The following is a 15,281-nucleotide window of genomic DNA, read 5'->3' as shown; positions in this document are numbered from 1 at the left end:
TCATCACAGGACCGGGCTTCAGCGGCGCACGAGCCCGCGCCCGGTCACCAGCGGCAGGTCCTTGGCCAGCACCAGCCCTGCGGGGGCGTCGCACACGGCGTGCACCGAGTTGACCAGCCGCATCGCGGTGGTCACCATCCCGGAGACGTTGTGGTCACCGTCCTCGCCGTGGTGCACGAAGTCGACCACCATCATCGGCTCGCCCTCGATCTCGACCCGGTAGCACCCGCCACCCTCCGGGGGCTGCGGCCACCCGGGGACCTGGTCGACGTGCGTGCGCGTGACGTGGTCGAGGATCACCCGCGGCACACCCCCGACCTTGCCGACCACCTGGAACCGGACGGCACCCATCGTGCCGGCCGCGATGTCGACGCTCGCGGTGCTCAGGTCGACGTCGGAGGGGACCCGCTCGACGATCTCCTCGAGCTCCTCGTCCAGCTCGAGGTCGAGGCCCGCGGCGATGTGCCGCACGACCGGTCCCCAGGCGGTGGTCAGGATGCCGGGCTGCCAGAGCATGGCGACGTGGTCCATCGGCTGGCCGAAGCCGTAGATGTCGCGCATCACCACCGGCTGGTAGTACGTCGAGTAGTCGGCGATCTCGCTCACCCGGACCAGGTCGATCCGCTGCGACAGGCTGGTCATCGCCAGTGGCAGCACGTCGTTGGCGAAGCCGGGGTCGATGCCGTTGACGTGCAGGCTCGCGCCGGTGGCCGCGCCGGCCTTGTTGATCCGGTCGACGTACGAGTCCAGGCCGAGGCCCTCGGGGAAGGTCAGCAGCACGGGTCCGCTGGAGACGACGTTGATGCCGTTCTCGACCATCACGCAGAGGTCCTCGAGGGCGTCGAAGATCCGGTCGTCGGTCATCGCGGTGTGCACGATGGCGTCCGGCCGCAGCGCGAACAGGGCCGCCTTGTCGTCCGTCGCGAGCACTCCGAGGTCGCGGTCGAGCCCGGCGAGCCGTCCGGCGTCCTGGCCGACCTTGTCCGGGTTGGACACCCACAGTCCGACGAGCTCGAGGTCGGGCCGGGCGTCGATGCCGGCGAGGGCGTGCCGACCGACCGTGCCGGTGGACCAGGCGACGACCCGCTTCCGCTGCGCGCTCATCGTGCGTCCAGGTCGGGCAGCCGGAGGTCGAGGTTCGGGATGTCGAGGCCACCGTCGGCCTCGATCACCTTGCCGGTGAGGTAGGCGCTCGCCGGGCTGGCCAGGTAGAGCACGGCGGCGGCGATGTCCTCGACCTCCCCGACGCGCTGCATCGTGGTCTTCTCCGCCATCTCGCGCATCACCGCCTCGTCGCTGGCGACGAAGTCCAGTGCGCTGGTCATCACCGAGCCGACGCCGATCGCGTTGACCCGGATCAGCGGCGCGAGGTCCTTCGAGGCGAGCCTGGTCCAGTGCGTCAACGCCGCCTTGCCGACCCCGTAGGCGAGGTAGCCGCGGCCGGCGGTCCGGCCCATCACCGAGGAGATGTTCACGACCGCACCACCCGGGTCGTCGCCGGTCAGCATCAGCGGCACCGCCGCTCGGGTGAGCGCGTGCGCGGTCGAGACGTTCCACCGGAACGCCTCCTCGAGGTAGGCGGTGTCGGTGTCGAGGAACGCGTTCGGGATCGTGCCGCCCACGTTGTTGACCACGATGTCGAGGCGCCCGAACTCGTCGTACGCCGCCTGCGCCAGCGCGGCTGTCTGCTCGAGGTCGGAGAGGTCGGCCTTCACCACCAGCGCGCGCCGACCGGCGGCCTCGATCTTCGCCGCCACCTCCGCGAGCTGCGAGGAGTGCCGCGCCGAGATCACGACGTCGGCCCCCGCCTCGGCGAGAGCCACCGCAGAACCGGCTCCGATGCCCCTGCCTGCGCCTGTGACGACGGCAACCCGGCCGTCGACCTTGAACCGGTCCAGAATCATTCCAGAACTATAACCGGTTCTAGTTTCTGGCGTAAGAGCTGGACGGTCCCTAGCTGCTCCGGCGCGAGGCGGCGACCGCGCCGCCACCGCCGAGGAGCAGCACGAGGCCGGCGACGAGCAGCCAGAACGTGGGCCCGCCGGTCTCCGGCAGGCCACTGCCGCCGTGGGGAGCCGACACCGACGTCGGGCCGATCACGGTGATGTCGAAGTGCTTCACGCAGGTGCTGATCGGATTCACGTTCCGGGCGGTGAGGACGATGACCCGGGTCTTCGTGACGTGGGGAGCGGTGAAGGTGGCACTGGCGGTCCGGCCCGTCCGGGTCTTCGTGTCGCCGTTCCAGGTGAAGGTCCAGTGGCTGTCGGCGTCGGCGACCTGGTGGTTCTGGGCGTCGACGGCGATCGGCGTCGAGCCGGTCACGGTGAACTGGTGGCCGGCCCTCAGCGTCTGCGGGGCCACGTCGACCTGGCAGGTGAGCTCCGGGTACGCCGATGCCGCGGGCGCGATTCCGAGCACGAGGAGGGCAGCCCCCAGTGCGGCCAGACAGAGGATCGCGAGCTTCTTCGACAAGGTGTGCCCCCAGATGCAGGTTGGTCGGCGGCTCGTTCTCCCCGTGCCCCAGCGACGGCCGCTCACCGGTTCAAACGAGTGATCGTGCACCGCGTTACGGCAGCGGCGGCGACCGCACCGCCGCGCCGGGCGGCGAGACCACTCGGGTAAATCTCTTGACCGGTACAGAAGACTCCGGTACTTTACCGGTAAAGCCATCGAAAGGAGCCATCATGCTCGACCTCGCCATCGCCTCCGACCTGGCCGTCCGGTCCACCCGGCGCCTTGCCGGCAGTGCCCGTCCCGACGCCCCCGTCGTGCCGCCGTCCGAGCGGATCGGCCGCGCCGCCCGGGCGCGCGCACGCCTCGCAACCCGGCTGCACCGGATCGCCGCTGCCCTCGAACCACGTCGCGAGCCGGTCGCCTCGCGGCGGATCGGCACGAGCCCCGCGTGCCGCTGACCCATCGGTCGCGGCCACCCGGGCGGGTCCGGCTGGGTGATACTGGACCGGTCATGGCAAAGGTCACCCTGCAGTCGATCGCCGACGAGGTCGGCGTCAGCCGGATGACCGTCTCGAACGCGTTCTCCCGCCCCGACCAGCTCTCGGCGGACCTGCGCACGCGCATCCTCGAGGCCGCCGACCGGCTCGGCTACGTCGGCCCCGATCCTGCCGCCCGGGCTCTGGCTCGCGGCCGGGTCGGGTCGGTCGGGCTCCTGCTGAACGGCGCCCTGAGCTCCGCCTTCGAGGACCAGGTGTCCGCGGAGTTCGTGGCGTCGGTCGCCGACGAGCTCGCCCAGCGCGGGCTGGCGCTGACGGTCCTGACGCCGCCCAAGGACGAGGGCTTCGTGCCCGCACGCGACGTGGCCATCGACGGGGCGCTCGTCTACACCTGCGAGCCCCGCTCCGCCGGCGTCGAGTGGCTGAGCCGGCGGAACCTGCCGGTGGTGGCGGTGGACCAGGACCTCGGCGACTCCGTGCCCGGCGTACGGGTGGACGACCGGGGTGGCGCCGCCCAGGGTGCGCGGCTGCTGCTCGAGCAGGGGCATCGCCGGATCGGTGTCCTCACGCTCGGGGCCGAGGGCGTGGTCGGCGCACTCGGCGACTCGGAGAGCTATCCGGCCCGGGAGCGGATGGCGGGCTGGCGCGACACGCTTGCCGAGGCCGGCGTCGAGCCCGTGGTCGTCCTGGCGGGGTACCAACCGCACGCCGCCGCCGTCGACGCGGCCCGCGAGCTCCTCGCGACAGGAGGGATCACGGCGGTGCTGTGCTTCTCCGACGTCTTCGCGCTGGCCGTCGTGGAGGCGGCCGGCGAGTTGGGCCTCGACGTCCCCCGGGGCCTCTCCGTGGTGGGGTACGACGACAACCCGCTCGCCTCCACCAGCAGACCGGCCCTGACCACGGTGCGGCAGGACATCACCGCCAAGGGTCATCTCGCCGCCGCGATGCTCGCCGATCTCCTCGCCGGCCGTCCGGTGCGGTCGGAGCTGCTGCCGGCGACCCTCGTGGTCCGAGACAGCACCGGACCCGTCAGGTCCTGACCAGTCACGGCCTCCGTGGGAGCACCGCGTGCGTGCCGACGGCGCGCGCCACGATGACTCCGCCCTGGGTGATCTCGGCCTCGGTCGATCCGATGCGCCCACCGACAGCAGCGGCCCGACCCCGGCAGACAAGGGTCTCGCCGGGCAGTGCCGCCCGGAGGTACTGCACGCTGAGGTGCACGTGCGGGGCAGACGTCCCGGGCGCGACCCGCGCGTGCACGGCCCATCCCGTCGTCGTGTCGAGCAAGGACGCCAGGAAGCCGCCGTGGACGATCCCGCCCCCGTTGCAGTGCTCGGGCCGGGGATCTGCCTCGACGACCGCCTCCCGGTCGTCGACGCTGACGTAGCGAAAGCCGAGCAGGGCGGAGAACGGCCCGGGGGTGGGGCCGTCTGCGTGCGGGTCCGGGTGGCTCACGCGCCCACCAGCGTCCGGAGGTCCAGACCCATCGGCGAGTCGAGCGGCAGCTCGCCACCCCGCACCACGGCACGAGCGATCGGGCGCAGCAGCTGGACGAGCTCGTCGAGCTCGGGCTCGGAGAGCACGTCGTACGCCGGCGCCGCGAGCTGGTCGGTGTGCCGCTCGACCTCCGCGTCCAGGTCCCGACCGGTGTCGGTGAGCCCTTCGGCGGTGGCGAGTCCGCGGCTGCGCAGAGACTCGACGCAGCGCGACCACTCCTCGTCGCCGAAGTCACGGGCGACCTCGTAGACAGATCTCGGGGTGCCGTGCGACAACGCGTGGAACACGTGGGACTCGCGACCGCCGATCCCGGCTGCCATCAGCGCCGCGATGTGGCCGTCACCCCGGTGCTCGCGGAGCAGCGTGGCCGCGTGCCACAGGCGGTCGAGCGGATCCTCCGGCTCGGGCAGCGCACGGTTGGCGGCGAAGAGCACGCGTCCCTCCTCGGGTGCGGCCGCCGCCGCGCGGCAGGCGAGCTCGGCGGCGCGAGCCACCTCGGGCGCATCCGCCATCGCGTCGAGGTGACGGCGCAGCGCGGCCACCGACCCTCGTTCCCGTGCCTCCAGCGCAACGGCCGGCGGAGCCAACTCCCACGCCGAGGGGAGCGCCCGGGCAACCCGCTCACGGGCGAAGTTGAAGAACACCGCATGCACCACGTCGCTGCCCGCCGGACCCAAGGGCGCGGCCCGCCCGGCGAAGTAGCCCATCCAGAAGCCGCGGTAGCCCGCGGCTCGCAGCGCCTCGAGTGGCTCGGGTGAGAAGTACACGACGGCGTGGATCGGCTCGAGCAGTCCCCACAGCTCGCGCGCGCGTCCGGATCGGTCGGCCATGGTGCAGTCCTACGCCATCGCAGCGCGGCCCGCACCATGGGGTGCGTCACGTCGCCGGGCGGGATGCTGTGCTGCCAGACGCTCCGCGCGGCACCGGCGGCGGCCTACCCGGCGGGCGACGGTTCACGCCGTTCGGGTCCTGGCCCCCACACGGAGAGGGGACCCGCCGGCAGAGAAGCTCGTCAGGCGACGCCCAGGATCCGACCGAGGTTCAACCCCAGGATCCCGCGCTCCTCCTCCTCGGTCAGACCGAGGTTGCGGATCGCTGCGATCTCGGCCCCCGGGTCCGTCATCGGCCAGTCGGACCCGAAGACGACCCGGTCTGCGCCGTGCCGCCGGATCAGGGCGACGATGCGTTCGCGATCCAGCTCGGCCATGGTGGGCGGCCACGATGTCTCCAGCGTCACCGAGGACCCCACGACGTGTTCCTCGGCCTCGTCCAGCCGGTGGTAACCGCCGTAGTGGCAGGCGATCAGCTTCAGGTCCGGGAGCAGCTCGGCGATCCGGCGCAGCTTCACCGGGGTCCCGCGTTCGTTGGCAACCGGGTCGTCCCCGGCACCGACGTGCGCCACGACCGGCATGCCTTCCTCGCTGAGCGCTGCGAGGATGTCGAGCACTCGAGGGTCGTCGAAGGACAGGTCCTGGAACAGCGGGTGCAGCTTGACCCCCACGATCCCGTTGTCCTTGAGGTACTTCAGGTTCTCCTCGACCGGCAGATCAGGATGCACGGTGCCCATAGGCACCAGGCGGTCACGGGGGACGGTGCCGATGAACTCGTTCGTCCGGGCGACGACCGACGCCTTGATGCCGACGCCAAGAGCCAGACCCATGTCGATGCCGAGCTCGTCCATCGTCCGCAGCACGCCCGACACCTTGCCGTCGTAGCGCAGCGGCATCCCCGACGGGCGTTGCGACTGCATGGCGTCGGCGATGTGGTCGGGCCACACGTGCATGTGACAGTCGATGATCATCGGCTCGTGCCCCTCATCGCGCGGTCTCGACCCGGTCCTTCAGCAGCTTCTTCGCCAGCGAGTCCAGGATGACCTCGGTCGAGCCTTCGTAGATCCGCATGGGCCGGGCTTCGCGGTAGAGCCGTTCGATCTTGCTGCCGCGGACGAGGCCGAACCGGCCCATCACCTGTACGCACCTGTCGACCGTGCGTCCGGCGGCCTCCGTCGCGCCGACCTTCGCGATCGACGACAGGTGCAGCGCGGTCAGCGGGTCTCGCGCCGCCGCGGCCGCAGCCCGGTAGGACATGGCCCGCGCCATCTCGATCTCGACCCAGCTCTCCGCCAGCTTGGCCGGGACCGGGCCGAGGCGGGCCAGGGGGACCCCGAACTGCTCGCGCGACGAGGTGTGGCGCAGCGCCTCCTCGAGGGCGGCCTGGGCCAGGCCCACGGCTGCCCCCGCCACCGAGACACGGAAGGTAGCCAGCGTGGCAAGCATCAGCTTGAAGCCGGTGCCCGGCTCCCCGAGCCGATGATCGACCGGAACCCGCACGCCGTCGAACAGCACGTCGCCGAGCACGTGGGGTGCGATCACCTGGTGAGGCGAGGTCACGGAGACTCCGGCGGTGTCCGCCGGGACGAGCACGAGCGAGTACCCGTCGCCCTCCTTGCACAGGACGCTGTAGAAGTCTGCGTCGCCTGCGTTCGTGATGAACGACTTGTGGCCGTCGACGACGAGCTCGCCACCGTCGACCGTGACCGTCGTGGTGATCGCCCGCAGGTCGGAGCCGACGTCCGGTTCGGTGAGCGCGAGCGCAGCGATCGCCTCCAGCGATCCCACGCGCGGGAGCCACTGCTTGCGCACCGCGTCCGAGCCGCCGAGCGAGACCGCGAGCGAGCCGATGCCCTGCATCGCGAACATCGAGTCCAGGTGCGCGCTCTCGAAGGCGAGCGCTTCGCGCACGACGGTCACCGCCAGGGAGTCCACGGCTGCGAAGCGTCCGCCGAACTCCCCTGCGACGACGGCGGCGCACAACCCGGACGCCGCAAGCCGATCGCGTACGTCGGGGTCGAGCCGGTCGGCTTCATCGGCACGCGCCGCGACGTCGGTGCAGGCCGAGGCGAGAGCTCGCGCCTCACGCTGCAGCGCGAGGTACTGCTCCGGCAGCTCGAAGAGTGCGCCGTCCGCGGTCACTTGACGAGCTCGGGCGGTCGCTGGCTGAAGTTCCGGCCGAACAGCTCCGTGGCGATCCGCACTCGCTGCATCGCCGGCGTACCGCCCGCGATCGCCCAGCCGTGAGCGTCACGGTGGAGTCGCTCGATGCCGTACTCCTCGGTGTAGCCGTTGCCGCCGTGCATCTGGATCGCGAGGTCGGAGACCCGCTTGGCCATCTCGTTGGCGAAGCACTTGGCGACAGAGACCTCGTAGGGCTCGGGGAGGCCCTTTCCGGCGTTCATCGCGGCGCGCTGGACCAGGAGGCGGGCCGCCTCCACCTGGACCGCCATGTCGGCGACCGTCATGTGCACGTTCTGGAACTCGACGATCGGACGACCGAACTGCTCACGTTGCTGCACGTAGGCCTTCGTCCGGTCCAGCGCCGTCTGCCCGATCGCGAGGCTCATGGTCGCGTTGCCGAGACGTTCGATCGAGAAGACCCCGAACAGCTTGTGAAAGCCGCCGGCGTCGATCACGAGGTTCTCCTTCGGGACCCGGACGTCGTCGAAGTACAGGTCGGCACTGGGCACGCCGCGGAAGCCCATGAGCTTCTCCTGGGCGCCGGCCGAGAAGCCCGGAGTGTCACGGGGGACGATGATCGCCCCGATGCCCTTGGCGCCGGGCTCGTCGTTGAGCCGGCAGTACAACAGGTAGTGGTCGGCGTGGCCCCCGTTGGAGATCCATCGCTTGCTGCCGTTGATCACCCATTCGTCACCCTCGAGGCGGGCCTGGGTGCGCATGTCGGTCGCAGCCGATCCGGCGTCCGGTTCGGAGATCCCGATCGCCATGGAGATCTCGCCGCGTGCGGAGCGGGAGAGATAGTTCTTCTTCTGCTCCTCGGTGCCGAAGAACTCGAGCACGCGGATCGGACCGGTGTTGGCCTCGAACACCTGCCAGGCGGCCGGCCGGCACTCCTTGGCGAGCTCCTCCATCACGATGAGGGCGTCCATCAGGGTTCCGCCCTGACCGCCGTACTCCTCGGGAACGGCGATGCCGAGGAAGCCGAGCTCGGCGAGTCGCTTCACCTCGTCGTCGGGCAAGGGCGTGCGGTCGGCGTCCCACTGGGCTGCCTTGGGGGCGTAGACGTCGCGGGCGACGTCGGCCGCGAGCGCGCGGAGCTGTTCCTGCTCGGGAGACAGTTGGAAGCCGGTCACGGCGAGCCTCTTCACACTGAGGGGTAGCCAGGATTGCTGCCCTAATGGATGATAACTATGATCATGATAACGAGTTGAGGCAGGGAACGGCAAGTGCTGCGGCACAGGCGAGGAGACACGATGAGCGGGTCCAACGAATTCGACCTCCGCGGGAAGGTCGCGCTCGTGACGGGCGCCACCCGCGGGTTGGGCCACGCGATGGCGCGAGGCATCGCCCGCGCGGGTGGTGACGTGGTCGTGGTGAGCCGCGACGAGGAAGCCTGCGCGAGGGTCGCGGCCGAGCTGCGGGACGAGACGGGCGTGCGGGCGGTGGGCATCGCGGCGCACGTCGGCCGGTGGTCCGCTCTCGACGACCTCGTCGCGCGGGCGTACGACGAGCTCGGCAAGCTGGACGTCCTGGTCAACAACGCCGGGATGTCGCCGGTGTACGACGGCGAGGCCAACGTGACCGAGGAGCTGTTCGACAAGGTCGTCGGGGTGAACCTGAAGGGGCCCTTCCGGCTCATGGCGGCCGTCGGCGAGCGGATGGCGGCGGGTGAGGGCGGCTCGATCATCAACATCTCCAGCGCAGGAGCCGTCCATCCGAGGCCGGGGATCCTGCCGTACGCCGCCGCGAAGGCCGGCCTCAACGCACTTACGGCCGGGTTCGCACACGCTCTCGGCCCGAAGGTCCGCGTCAACGCCATCATGGCGGGGACGTTCCTCACCGACGTCAGCAAGGCGTGGGACCCCGAGGCGTTCGCCACGCGGGCCCGGACGTTCGCCCTCCAGCGCGGCGGGGAGCCGGACGAGATCGTGGGTGCAGCGCTCTACCTGGCCAGCGACCTGTCGTCGTACACGACGGGGTCGGTGCTGACCGTCGACGGCGGCCAGCCCTAGAACGCCGCGTCAGGAGACGGACGACCCCTGCTCACCCAGGAGCTCGTCCAGCACCTCATCGGTGTGCTCGCCGATCCCGGGGACGCCGTGGTACGTCGGCCCCTGGTAGCCGGCGAGATGGAGCACGGGCCCCGGGGTCAGGACCCGGCCGAGGGCCTGGCTGCCGGTGATCTCCACGAGCGTGCGCTCCCGGAAGTGCGGATCAGCGACGATGTCGCTGGAGTCGTTGACCGGCGAGCACACGACCTCGAACTTCTCCAGCGTCTCGAGCACCTCGGCGCGCGTCTGCGCGCCGACCCACTCCCTGACCTTCTGCTGCAGCTCCTCGTTGTTCTTCATCCGCGCTGCGTTGGTGGCGTAGCGCGGGTCCTCGATCAGCTCCGGACACCCCATTGCCGAGAAGAGCCTGGCGGCGATGCCCTGGTTCGACGCGGCGATCGAGAGCCACTTGCCGTCCGAGGCCTCGTAGACACCGCGCGGCGAGGCCGACCCGGTGCCGTTGCCGACCCGCCCCTGCACGTGCCCGGTCGCGGTGAAGTTCAGCACCATGTCCCCGAGCATGAACATCAGCGGCTCGTAGAGCGCCACGTCGACGTGCTCACCTCGGCCGGTACGTTCGCGACTGAAGAGCGCCATCGCCGTGCCCATGGCCGCCGAGATGCCGGCCAGCGAGTCGGCGAACCCGAACGGCGGTGACGTCGGCGGCGTGTCGGGCCAGCCATTGATGTTGGCGAAGCCGCTCCCGGTCTCTGCGACCGTGCCGAAGCCTGGCTTCTCGCGGTAGGGGCCGGTCTGGCCGAACCCGGAGACGCTGGTCAGCACGAGTCCGGGGCTCTCGGCCGAGAGGACGTCGTAGCCCATGCCCCACTGCGCCATCCGGCCCGGTCGGAAGGACTCGATGACGACGTCCACCGTGCCGGAGAGCCGCCGCACGAGGCCTCGTCCGGCATCGGTACGCAGGTCGATCCCGACCGACCGCTTCCCCGCGTTCAGGCGAGCGAAGCCGAGGGACTGGCCGCCCTTCATCGGGGTCCACTGGCGGGCGTAGTCGCCGTGGAGCGGGTCCTCCACCTTGATCACGTCGGCACCGAAGTCACGCAGCATCCGGCCGCACGTGGGTGCCGCGTACATCGTGCCGAGCTCCAGGACCCGCACGCCTGCGAGCGGGCCGGAGGACCTTTCGGTCGGGTCCGTCTCCAGGTGGTCCGTCACAGGACTGCTTCCTTCCGGGCGACGCGAAGCGTGTCGTCGTAGGTGTCTTCGGTGATGCCGTCGTCACGGAGTGCGGACTTGCGCACCTTCTCCGACGGGGTCTTCGGCAGCGCGTCCACCACGCGCACGTAGCGCGGGACCGCAAACGCCGGGATGCGTCCGCGGCACCAGGCGAGCACCTCGGCCGGTTCCACCGGTTCGGCGACCACCACGACGGCGAGGACCTCGTCCTCACCGGCTTCCTGGTCCGCGGGGACGCCGAGGACGGCGGCCTCGATCACCGAAGGGTGACCCAGGATGGCCTGCTCGACCTCGTAGGAGCTGATGTTCTCGCCGCGCCGGCGAAGCGCGTCCTTGAAGCGGTCGACGAAGTAGTACCACCCGTGCTCGTCGCGGCGAAGAGCGTCACCGGTGTGGAACCACAGGTTCCGCCAGGCCTCGACCGTCTTCTCCGGCATGTTGTAGTAGCCGTTGCTGCACGTCCAGGGATGGACCGGTCGGACCACCAGCTCACCGATCTCCCCCACCCCGACCTCCCGGTCGGTCTCGGGGTCCACGAGCCGGACGTCGAACCACTCCGTGTTGGCCAGTCCTGCCGCACCGGCGGGCCGCGGGACCCCGTACGGCGACATGATCGGCGCACTGGTCTCGGTCAGGCCGAAGGCGTCGACGAACGCCTCGATGTCGTACCGCATCTTGAACTGCTCGACGATCGTGCTCGCCGTCGGCGCGGCGTACACGCAGCGGAGGCGATTGTCACGATCGTCGGCACGCGGCGGCTGCTTCCAGGCGAAGTCCATCATCACGCCCACGAAGTTCGTGACAGTCACCCCGGAGTCGCGCACGTGGTCGATCCACCGGCTCGCGCTGAACTTCGACCTCACGACGGCGCGACCTCCGGCCACGATTGCCGGGTACACGGCCATGAAGGTGGCGTTGCCGTGGAACAAGGGCGTGGTCGTGAGGTAGACGTCTTCGTCGGTCAGCCGGGTCAGGCTGACGACGATCTGGGCGAAGAAGTACAACTGGGAGTTCGGCATCGCCACGCCCTTGGACGGGCCGGTCGTGCCGGAGGTGTAGAAGATTGCCCCGAGATCCTGGGCGCGGGGGGTGGGCAGGTCGACCTTGTCGCCCTCACGCAGCTCGTCCCACGGCGCCGCCTCCCAGCCGTTCTCCCCCAGCAGGGCCAGCGCCTTCTCGGCGACGCCGGCCCCGGTGTCGACGACCCAGAACTTCTCGATGCCGCGCGCCTCGTCACCCAACGCGATCCACCGCTCGGCATTGACGTCGTCGATCACCGCGAACCTGGCGTCCGCGATCTGCAGCTGGTGGCGCAGGAAGTCGCCCTCGTAGCTGGTGTTGATCGGCACCTCCACGAGGCCACCGACAGCGGTCCCCCACCAGGTGAACACGAACCGCGAGGAGTTCGCAGCCATCAGGATGACGCGGTCACCCTGCCGGGCGCCGGACCGGTACATCGAGGAGGCGACGCGCTCGGCAAGGTCCAGGGACTCGACGTAGGTCCAGCGCGAACCCTCCTCGGGAAGGTCCAGGCAGACGGCGTCCGGACGCGCGCCGGCATGGTGGCGCAGCACGTGGGCCAGGGTCCACGTCTCCGGGTCGGCGAAGTTCGGCACCAGACCCGAATAGACCTGGGCCTCGATCGCGGGCTGGCTCTCGTCAGTCACCGGGGACCTCGCAGTTCGCAGGAAAGAGATGGCAAGTTCATGACAATCATGCGCCTAAATAGCCCTCACATGCAAGCGGTTCGTCGATGATTGCTTGGCGGCGCATCGGACGGTAGATTATAACTATAATCATTGATTAGCGAGGAGCTTGGGCATGTCTGGAGCAGTCATCGTCGATGCGGTCCGGTCACCGATGGGTCGGGGCAAGGCCGGCGGGAGCCTGTCCTCGGTGCACCCGACCGACCTGCTTGCCGGCGTCATCACCGCTCTGGTGGAGCGGACCGGCGTGGACCCGGGCGCCGTCGAGGACCTCATGGTGGGCTGCGTCAGCCAAGGGGGAGAGCAGTCGTCGACTCCCGGTCGGCAGGCGTGGCTCGCCGCGGGCTTCCCGGTCCACGTGCCGTCGGTGACGATCGAGCGAAAGTGCGGCTCAGGCCAGCAGGCAGTCGAGTTCGCAGCCCAGGGCATCACCGCCGGGGTCTACGACGTCGTGATCGCCGCGGGCATCGAGTCCATGAGCCGCGTGCCGATGGGCTCGGCGCGCATGGGAGCCGACCCGTTCGGACCCGGCGTGACCGCGCGCTTCCCCGACCTCGTCCCCCAGGGTGTCTCCGCAGAGCTCGTGGCGGACAAGTGGGGCCTCAGCCGCGCCCAGCTGGACGAGTACTCGGCGCGCTCGCACGAGAGAGCCATCCGCGCAGCGACCGAAGGCGCCTTCGACAACGAGATCGTCGCGGTGACCACCGCCGACGGGACCGTCGTCCGCTCCGACGAGACGCCTCGACCCGGGACCACAGCCGAGCGGCTCGCCGGCCTGGCCCCGGCCTTCTTCACCGAGGACCTGGCCGCGAGGTACCCGTCCATCGAGTGGAAGGTGACCGCCGGGAACTCCTCGCAGATCACGGATGGGGCAAGTGCGCTCCTCCTGATGAGCGAGGAGGCGGCGGCCCGGATGGGGATGAAACCGCGCGCCAGGATCATCGCTTCCTCGGTCGTGGGCGACGACCCGACCCTCATGCTGACCGGACCGATCCCGGCGACGTCGCGTGTCCTGGCACGGGCGGGGATGACGATCGACCAGATCGACGCCGTCGAGGTCAACGAGGCCTTCGCGTCAGTACCTCTCGCCTGGCACGCCGAGTTCCCGATCGACGACGCCCGCTTGAACCCGCGTGGTGGCGCGATCGCCCTTGGTCATCCGTTGGGCGCCTCCGGGGCCCGCCTGCTGACGACGTTGATCAACCACCTCGAGCAGTCCGGCGGACGCTTCGGGCTCCAGACGATGTGCGAAGCCGGCGGGATGGCCAACGCCACGATCGTCGAATCGCTGGCCTGAACCTCACACTCCAACCAGCAAGGAAACCCATGGACCTCAGCAACGGATCGGTCGTCGTCACCGGCGGCGCGTCGGGACTCGGGCTCGCGACTGCCAGCAGGCTGGTCGACAGCGGCGTCCACGTCACCATCCTCGACCTACCCACCTCTGCCGGTCCCGACCGGGCAAAGGAGCTCGGGGCACTCGCCACCTTCTCGCCCGCTGACGTCCGCGACCCCGAGGCGGTTGCCGCTGCCCTCGACCTCGCCGAGAGCCGCGCGCCGCTCCGCGCGCTCGTGCACTGCGCCGGCCGTGGCGGCACGGTGCGGGTCGTCAACCGTGACGGCAGCGCCGGCGACTTCGACCTGTACCGCGAGATCGTCGACATCAACCTGGTCGGCACGTTCAACGTGCTCCGGCTGGCCGCCGCGCGCATGGCCGCGCACGACCCCATCGAGGGCGAGCGTGGAGTCTGCGTCCTCACGGCGTCGGTGGCGGCCTGGGAGGGGCAGGTCGGTCAGATCCCCTACGCCTCTGCCAAGTCAGGCGTCGTGGGCATGACCCTGGTCGCCGCACGAGACCTCGCCCAGCGGCAGATCCGCGTCTGCGCCATCGCTCCCGGCGTCTTCGACACCCCGATCCTCGCCCGCCACCCCGAGGAGCTCCTGCAGGGCCTGGCGAAGCAGGTCCCGAACCCGTCGCGGCTCGGCCGACCGGACGAGTACGCCGCCCTGGCACTGCACATGATCGACAACCCCTATCTCAACGGGGAGACCATTCGCCTCGACGGTGCGATCCGGATGGCACCGCGATGACGCAGACCACGACCGCACCCCCGGTCCTCACCACCGTGGTCGACGGCGTCCTCGTCGTGACGATCAACCGGCCGACGGCCCGCAACGCCATCGACACGGTCACCGCCGTCGCGATCGGTGAGGCGATGGACCGGCTCGAGTCCGACGGCTCGCTCGTCTCCGGCATCCTCACCGGAGCGGGCGGCACCTTCTGCGCCGGCATGGACCTCAAGGCCTTCCTCGCCGGGGAGCGACCCTCGATCCCCGGACGGGGATTCGCCGGGATCGTCGAGCGGCCTCCGACGAAGCCGCTCATCGCGGCGGTCGAGGGATACGCGATCGCCGGCGGCTTCGAGATCGCCCTTGCCTGCGACATGATCGTGGCCGCCGAGGACGCGAGGTTCGGGCTGCCCGAGGTCAAGCGCGGTCTCGTCGCGGCAGGGGGCGGACTGATCCGCCTGCCCCAGCGGATCCCGTACCACCTGGCCATGGAGTGGGCGTTGTCGGGCGAGCTCGTTCCCGCCTCACGCGCCTACGAGGTCAGCCTCGTCAACCGGCTCACCGCTCCGGGAGAGGCTCTCGACGTCGCACTCGAGCTGGCCAGGACCATCGCGGCCAACGGACCGTTGGCCGTCGCGGCGACCAAGCGGACCGTCGTGGAGTCCGCCGAGTGGCCGCGCGCGGAGATGTTCGACCGCCAGCGCGCGATCAGCGAACCGGTGCGGGCATCGGAGGACGCGAGGGAAGGCGCGCGCGCCTTCAAGGAGAAGCGAACGCCACGCTGGCGGGGCATCTGAG

At 70.4% G+C, this 15,281-nt stretch carries 16 protein-coding genes; 6 read left to right on the top strand and 10 right to left on the bottom strand.

The window, feature by feature from the left end; translation table 11 throughout:
* Positions 1 to 18 precede the first annotated feature (18 nt).
* From ACVW00_RS00755 to ACVW00_RS00745, 3 genes are read right to left on the bottom strand one after another with little or no spacing between them, the layout of a single operon-like run.
* Complete coding sequence (locus ACVW00_RS00755) at positions 19 to 1,104, bottom strand: NAD(P)H-dependent amine dehydrogenase family protein (RefSeq protein WP_457108995.1); 1,086 nt, start codon at positions 1,102 to 1,104, stop codon at positions 19 to 21.
* Positions 1,101 to 1,904 carry an SDR family oxidoreductase gene (locus tag ACVW00_RS00750; RefSeq protein ID WP_457108994.1) on the bottom strand — a complete coding sequence of 268 codons (804 nt, stop codon included), beginning with the start codon at positions 1,902 to 1,904 and terminating at the stop codon, positions 1,101 to 1,103. Before ACVW00_RS00750 ends, ACVW00_RS00755 begins: the two co-directional genes overlap by 4 nt.
* 49 nt (positions 1,905 to 1,953) lie before the next feature.
* Entirely contained in the window at positions 1,954 to 2,472 is a 519-nt protein-coding gene (locus ACVW00_RS00745; RefSeq protein WP_457108993.1) for an LPXTG cell wall anchor domain-containing protein, read from the bottom strand.
* A gap of 212 nt (positions 2,473 to 2,684) precedes the next feature.
* Between ACVW00_RS00745 and ACVW00_RS00740 the strand changes: the two genes are divergently transcribed.
* Together ACVW00_RS00740 and ACVW00_RS00735 are read left to right on the top strand one after the other, a co-directional pair.
* Positions 2,685 to 2,912 (top strand): hypothetical protein, encoded by a 228-nt coding sequence (locus ACVW00_RS00740; protein WP_457108992.1) that lies wholly within the window; start codon positions 2,685 to 2,687, stop codon positions 2,910 to 2,912.
* Between the two features lie 53 nt (positions 2,913 to 2,965).
* Positions 2,966 to 3,991 carry a LacI family DNA-binding transcriptional regulator gene (locus ACVW00_RS00735; protein WP_457108991.1) on the top strand — a complete coding sequence of 342 codons (1,026 nt, stop codon included), beginning with the start codon at positions 2,966 to 2,968 and terminating at the stop codon, positions 3,989 to 3,991.
* 4 nt (positions 3,992 to 3,995) lie between these two features.
* On the opposite strand, the gene ACVW00_RS00730 is transcribed toward ACVW00_RS00735, so the two are convergent.
* The 5 genes from ACVW00_RS00730 to ACVW00_RS00710 form a co-directional block, all read right to left on the bottom strand.
* Positions 3,996 to 4,406 (bottom strand): PaaI family thioesterase, encoded by a 411-nt coding sequence (locus ACVW00_RS00730; RefSeq protein WP_457108990.1) that lies wholly within the window; start codon positions 4,404 to 4,406, stop codon positions 3,996 to 3,998.
* Positions 4,403 to 5,278: an SCO6745 family protein gene (locus ACVW00_RS00725; protein ID WP_457108989.1), complete on the bottom strand. Its 876-nt coding sequence runs from the start codon at positions 5,276 to 5,278 to the stop codon at positions 4,403 to 4,405. Before ACVW00_RS00725 ends, ACVW00_RS00730 begins: the two co-directional genes overlap by 4 nt.
* Positions 5,279 to 5,460: 182 nt before the next feature.
* Positions 5,461 to 6,249, bottom strand: coding sequence for an amidohydrolase family protein (locus ACVW00_RS00720; RefSeq protein WP_457108988.1), 789 nt, complete (start codon positions 6,247 to 6,249; stop codon positions 5,461 to 5,463).
* Positions 6,250 to 6,262: 13 nt separating this feature from the next.
* Complete coding sequence (locus tag ACVW00_RS00715) at positions 6,263 to 7,420, bottom strand: acyl-CoA dehydrogenase family protein (RefSeq protein ID WP_457108987.1); 1,158 nt, start codon at positions 7,418 to 7,420, stop codon at positions 6,263 to 6,265.
* Positions 7,417 to 8,595: an acyl-CoA dehydrogenase family protein gene (locus ACVW00_RS00710; RefSeq protein ID WP_457108986.1), complete on the bottom strand. Its 1,179-nt coding sequence runs from the start codon at positions 8,593 to 8,595 to the stop codon at positions 7,417 to 7,419. Before ACVW00_RS00710 ends, ACVW00_RS00715 begins: the two co-directional genes overlap by 4 nt.
* 120 nt (positions 8,596 to 8,715) lie before the next feature.
* Between ACVW00_RS00710 and ACVW00_RS00705 the strand changes: the two genes are divergently transcribed.
* Positions 8,716 to 9,474, top strand: a complete 759-nt coding sequence (locus ACVW00_RS00705; protein ID WP_457108985.1) for an SDR family NAD(P)-dependent oxidoreductase — start codon at positions 8,716 to 8,718, stop codon at positions 9,472 to 9,474.
* Between the two features lie 9 nt (positions 9,475 to 9,483).
* On the opposite strand, the gene ACVW00_RS00700 is transcribed toward ACVW00_RS00705, so the two are convergent.
* On the bottom strand, positions 9,484 to 10,686 hold the full coding sequence (locus ACVW00_RS00700) for a CaiB/BaiF CoA transferase family protein (RefSeq protein WP_457108984.1): 1,203 nt from the start codon (positions 10,684 to 10,686) through the stop codon (positions 9,484 to 9,486).
* A complete protein-coding gene (locus tag ACVW00_RS00695; protein WP_457108983.1) occupies positions 10,683 to 12,374 on the bottom strand; it encodes an AMP-binding protein in 1,692 nt (563 codons plus the stop codon). Before ACVW00_RS00695 ends, ACVW00_RS00700 begins: the two co-directional genes overlap by 4 nt.
* A 154-nt stretch (positions 12,375 to 12,528) precedes the next feature.
* Between ACVW00_RS00695 and ACVW00_RS00690 the strand changes: the two genes are divergently transcribed.
* Genes ACVW00_RS00690 through ACVW00_RS00680 form a run of 3 tightly spaced genes read left to right on the top strand, consistent with a single transcriptional unit; the run spans position 12,529 to position 15,280 of the window.
* A complete protein-coding gene (locus tag ACVW00_RS00690) occupies positions 12,529 to 13,710 on the top strand; it encodes a thiolase family protein (protein ID WP_457108982.1) in 1,182 nt (393 codons plus the stop codon).
* Between the two features lie 29 nt (positions 13,711 to 13,739).
* Positions 13,740 to 14,504 (top strand): SDR family NAD(P)-dependent oxidoreductase, encoded by a 765-nt coding sequence (locus ACVW00_RS00685; protein WP_457108981.1) that lies wholly within the window; start codon positions 13,740 to 13,742, stop codon positions 14,502 to 14,504.
* Complete coding sequence (locus ACVW00_RS00680) at positions 14,501 to 15,280, top strand: crotonase/enoyl-CoA hydratase family protein (protein WP_457108980.1); 780 nt, start codon at positions 14,501 to 14,503, stop codon at positions 15,278 to 15,280. Before ACVW00_RS00685 ends, ACVW00_RS00680 begins: the two co-directional genes overlap by 4 nt.
* The last annotated feature ends 1 nt before the right edge of the window (position 15,281 follow it).

Source organism: Marmoricola sp. URHA0025 HA25, assembly GCF_054059435.1.
Note: the sequence above shows the minus strand (reverse complement) of the source record. Positions and strands in the feature narration are given on the sequence as shown.

Coding starts and splice junctions, on each gene's coding strand:
- ACVW00_RS00755 (WP_457108995.1), bottom strand. CDS start 1,104: ATGAGCGCGCAGCGGAAGCGGGTCGTCGCCTGGTCCACCGGCACGGTC.
- ACVW00_RS00750 (WP_457108994.1), bottom strand. CDS start 1,904: ATGATTCTGGACCGGTTCAAGGTCGACGGCCGGGTTGCCGTCGTCACA.
- ACVW00_RS00740 (WP_457108992.1), top strand. CDS start 2,685: ATGCTCGACCTCGCCATCGCCTCCGACCTGGCCGTCCGGTCCACCCGG.
- ACVW00_RS00735 (WP_457108991.1), top strand. CDS start 2,966: ATGGCAAAGGTCACCCTGCAGTCGATCGCCGACGAGGTCGGCGTCAGC.
- ACVW00_RS00725 (WP_457108989.1), bottom strand. CDS start 5,278: ATGGCCGACCGATCCGGACGCGCGCGCGAGCTGTGGGGACTGCTCGAG.
- ACVW00_RS00720 (WP_457108988.1), bottom strand. CDS start 6,249: ATGATCATCGACTGTCACATGCACGTGTGGCCCGACCACATCGCCGAC.
- ACVW00_RS00705 (WP_457108985.1), top strand. CDS start 8,716: ATGAGCGGGTCCAACGAATTCGACCTCCGCGGGAAGGTCGCGCTCGTG.
- ACVW00_RS00690 (WP_457108982.1), top strand. CDS start 12,529: ATGTCTGGAGCAGTCATCGTCGATGCGGTCCGGTCACCGATGGGTCGG.
- ACVW00_RS00685 (WP_457108981.1), top strand. CDS start 13,740: ATGGACCTCAGCAACGGATCGGTCGTCGTCACCGGCGGCGCGTCGGGA.
- ACVW00_RS00680 (WP_457108980.1), top strand. CDS start 14,501: ATGACGCAGACCACGACCGCACCCCCGGTCCTCACCACCGTGGTCGAC.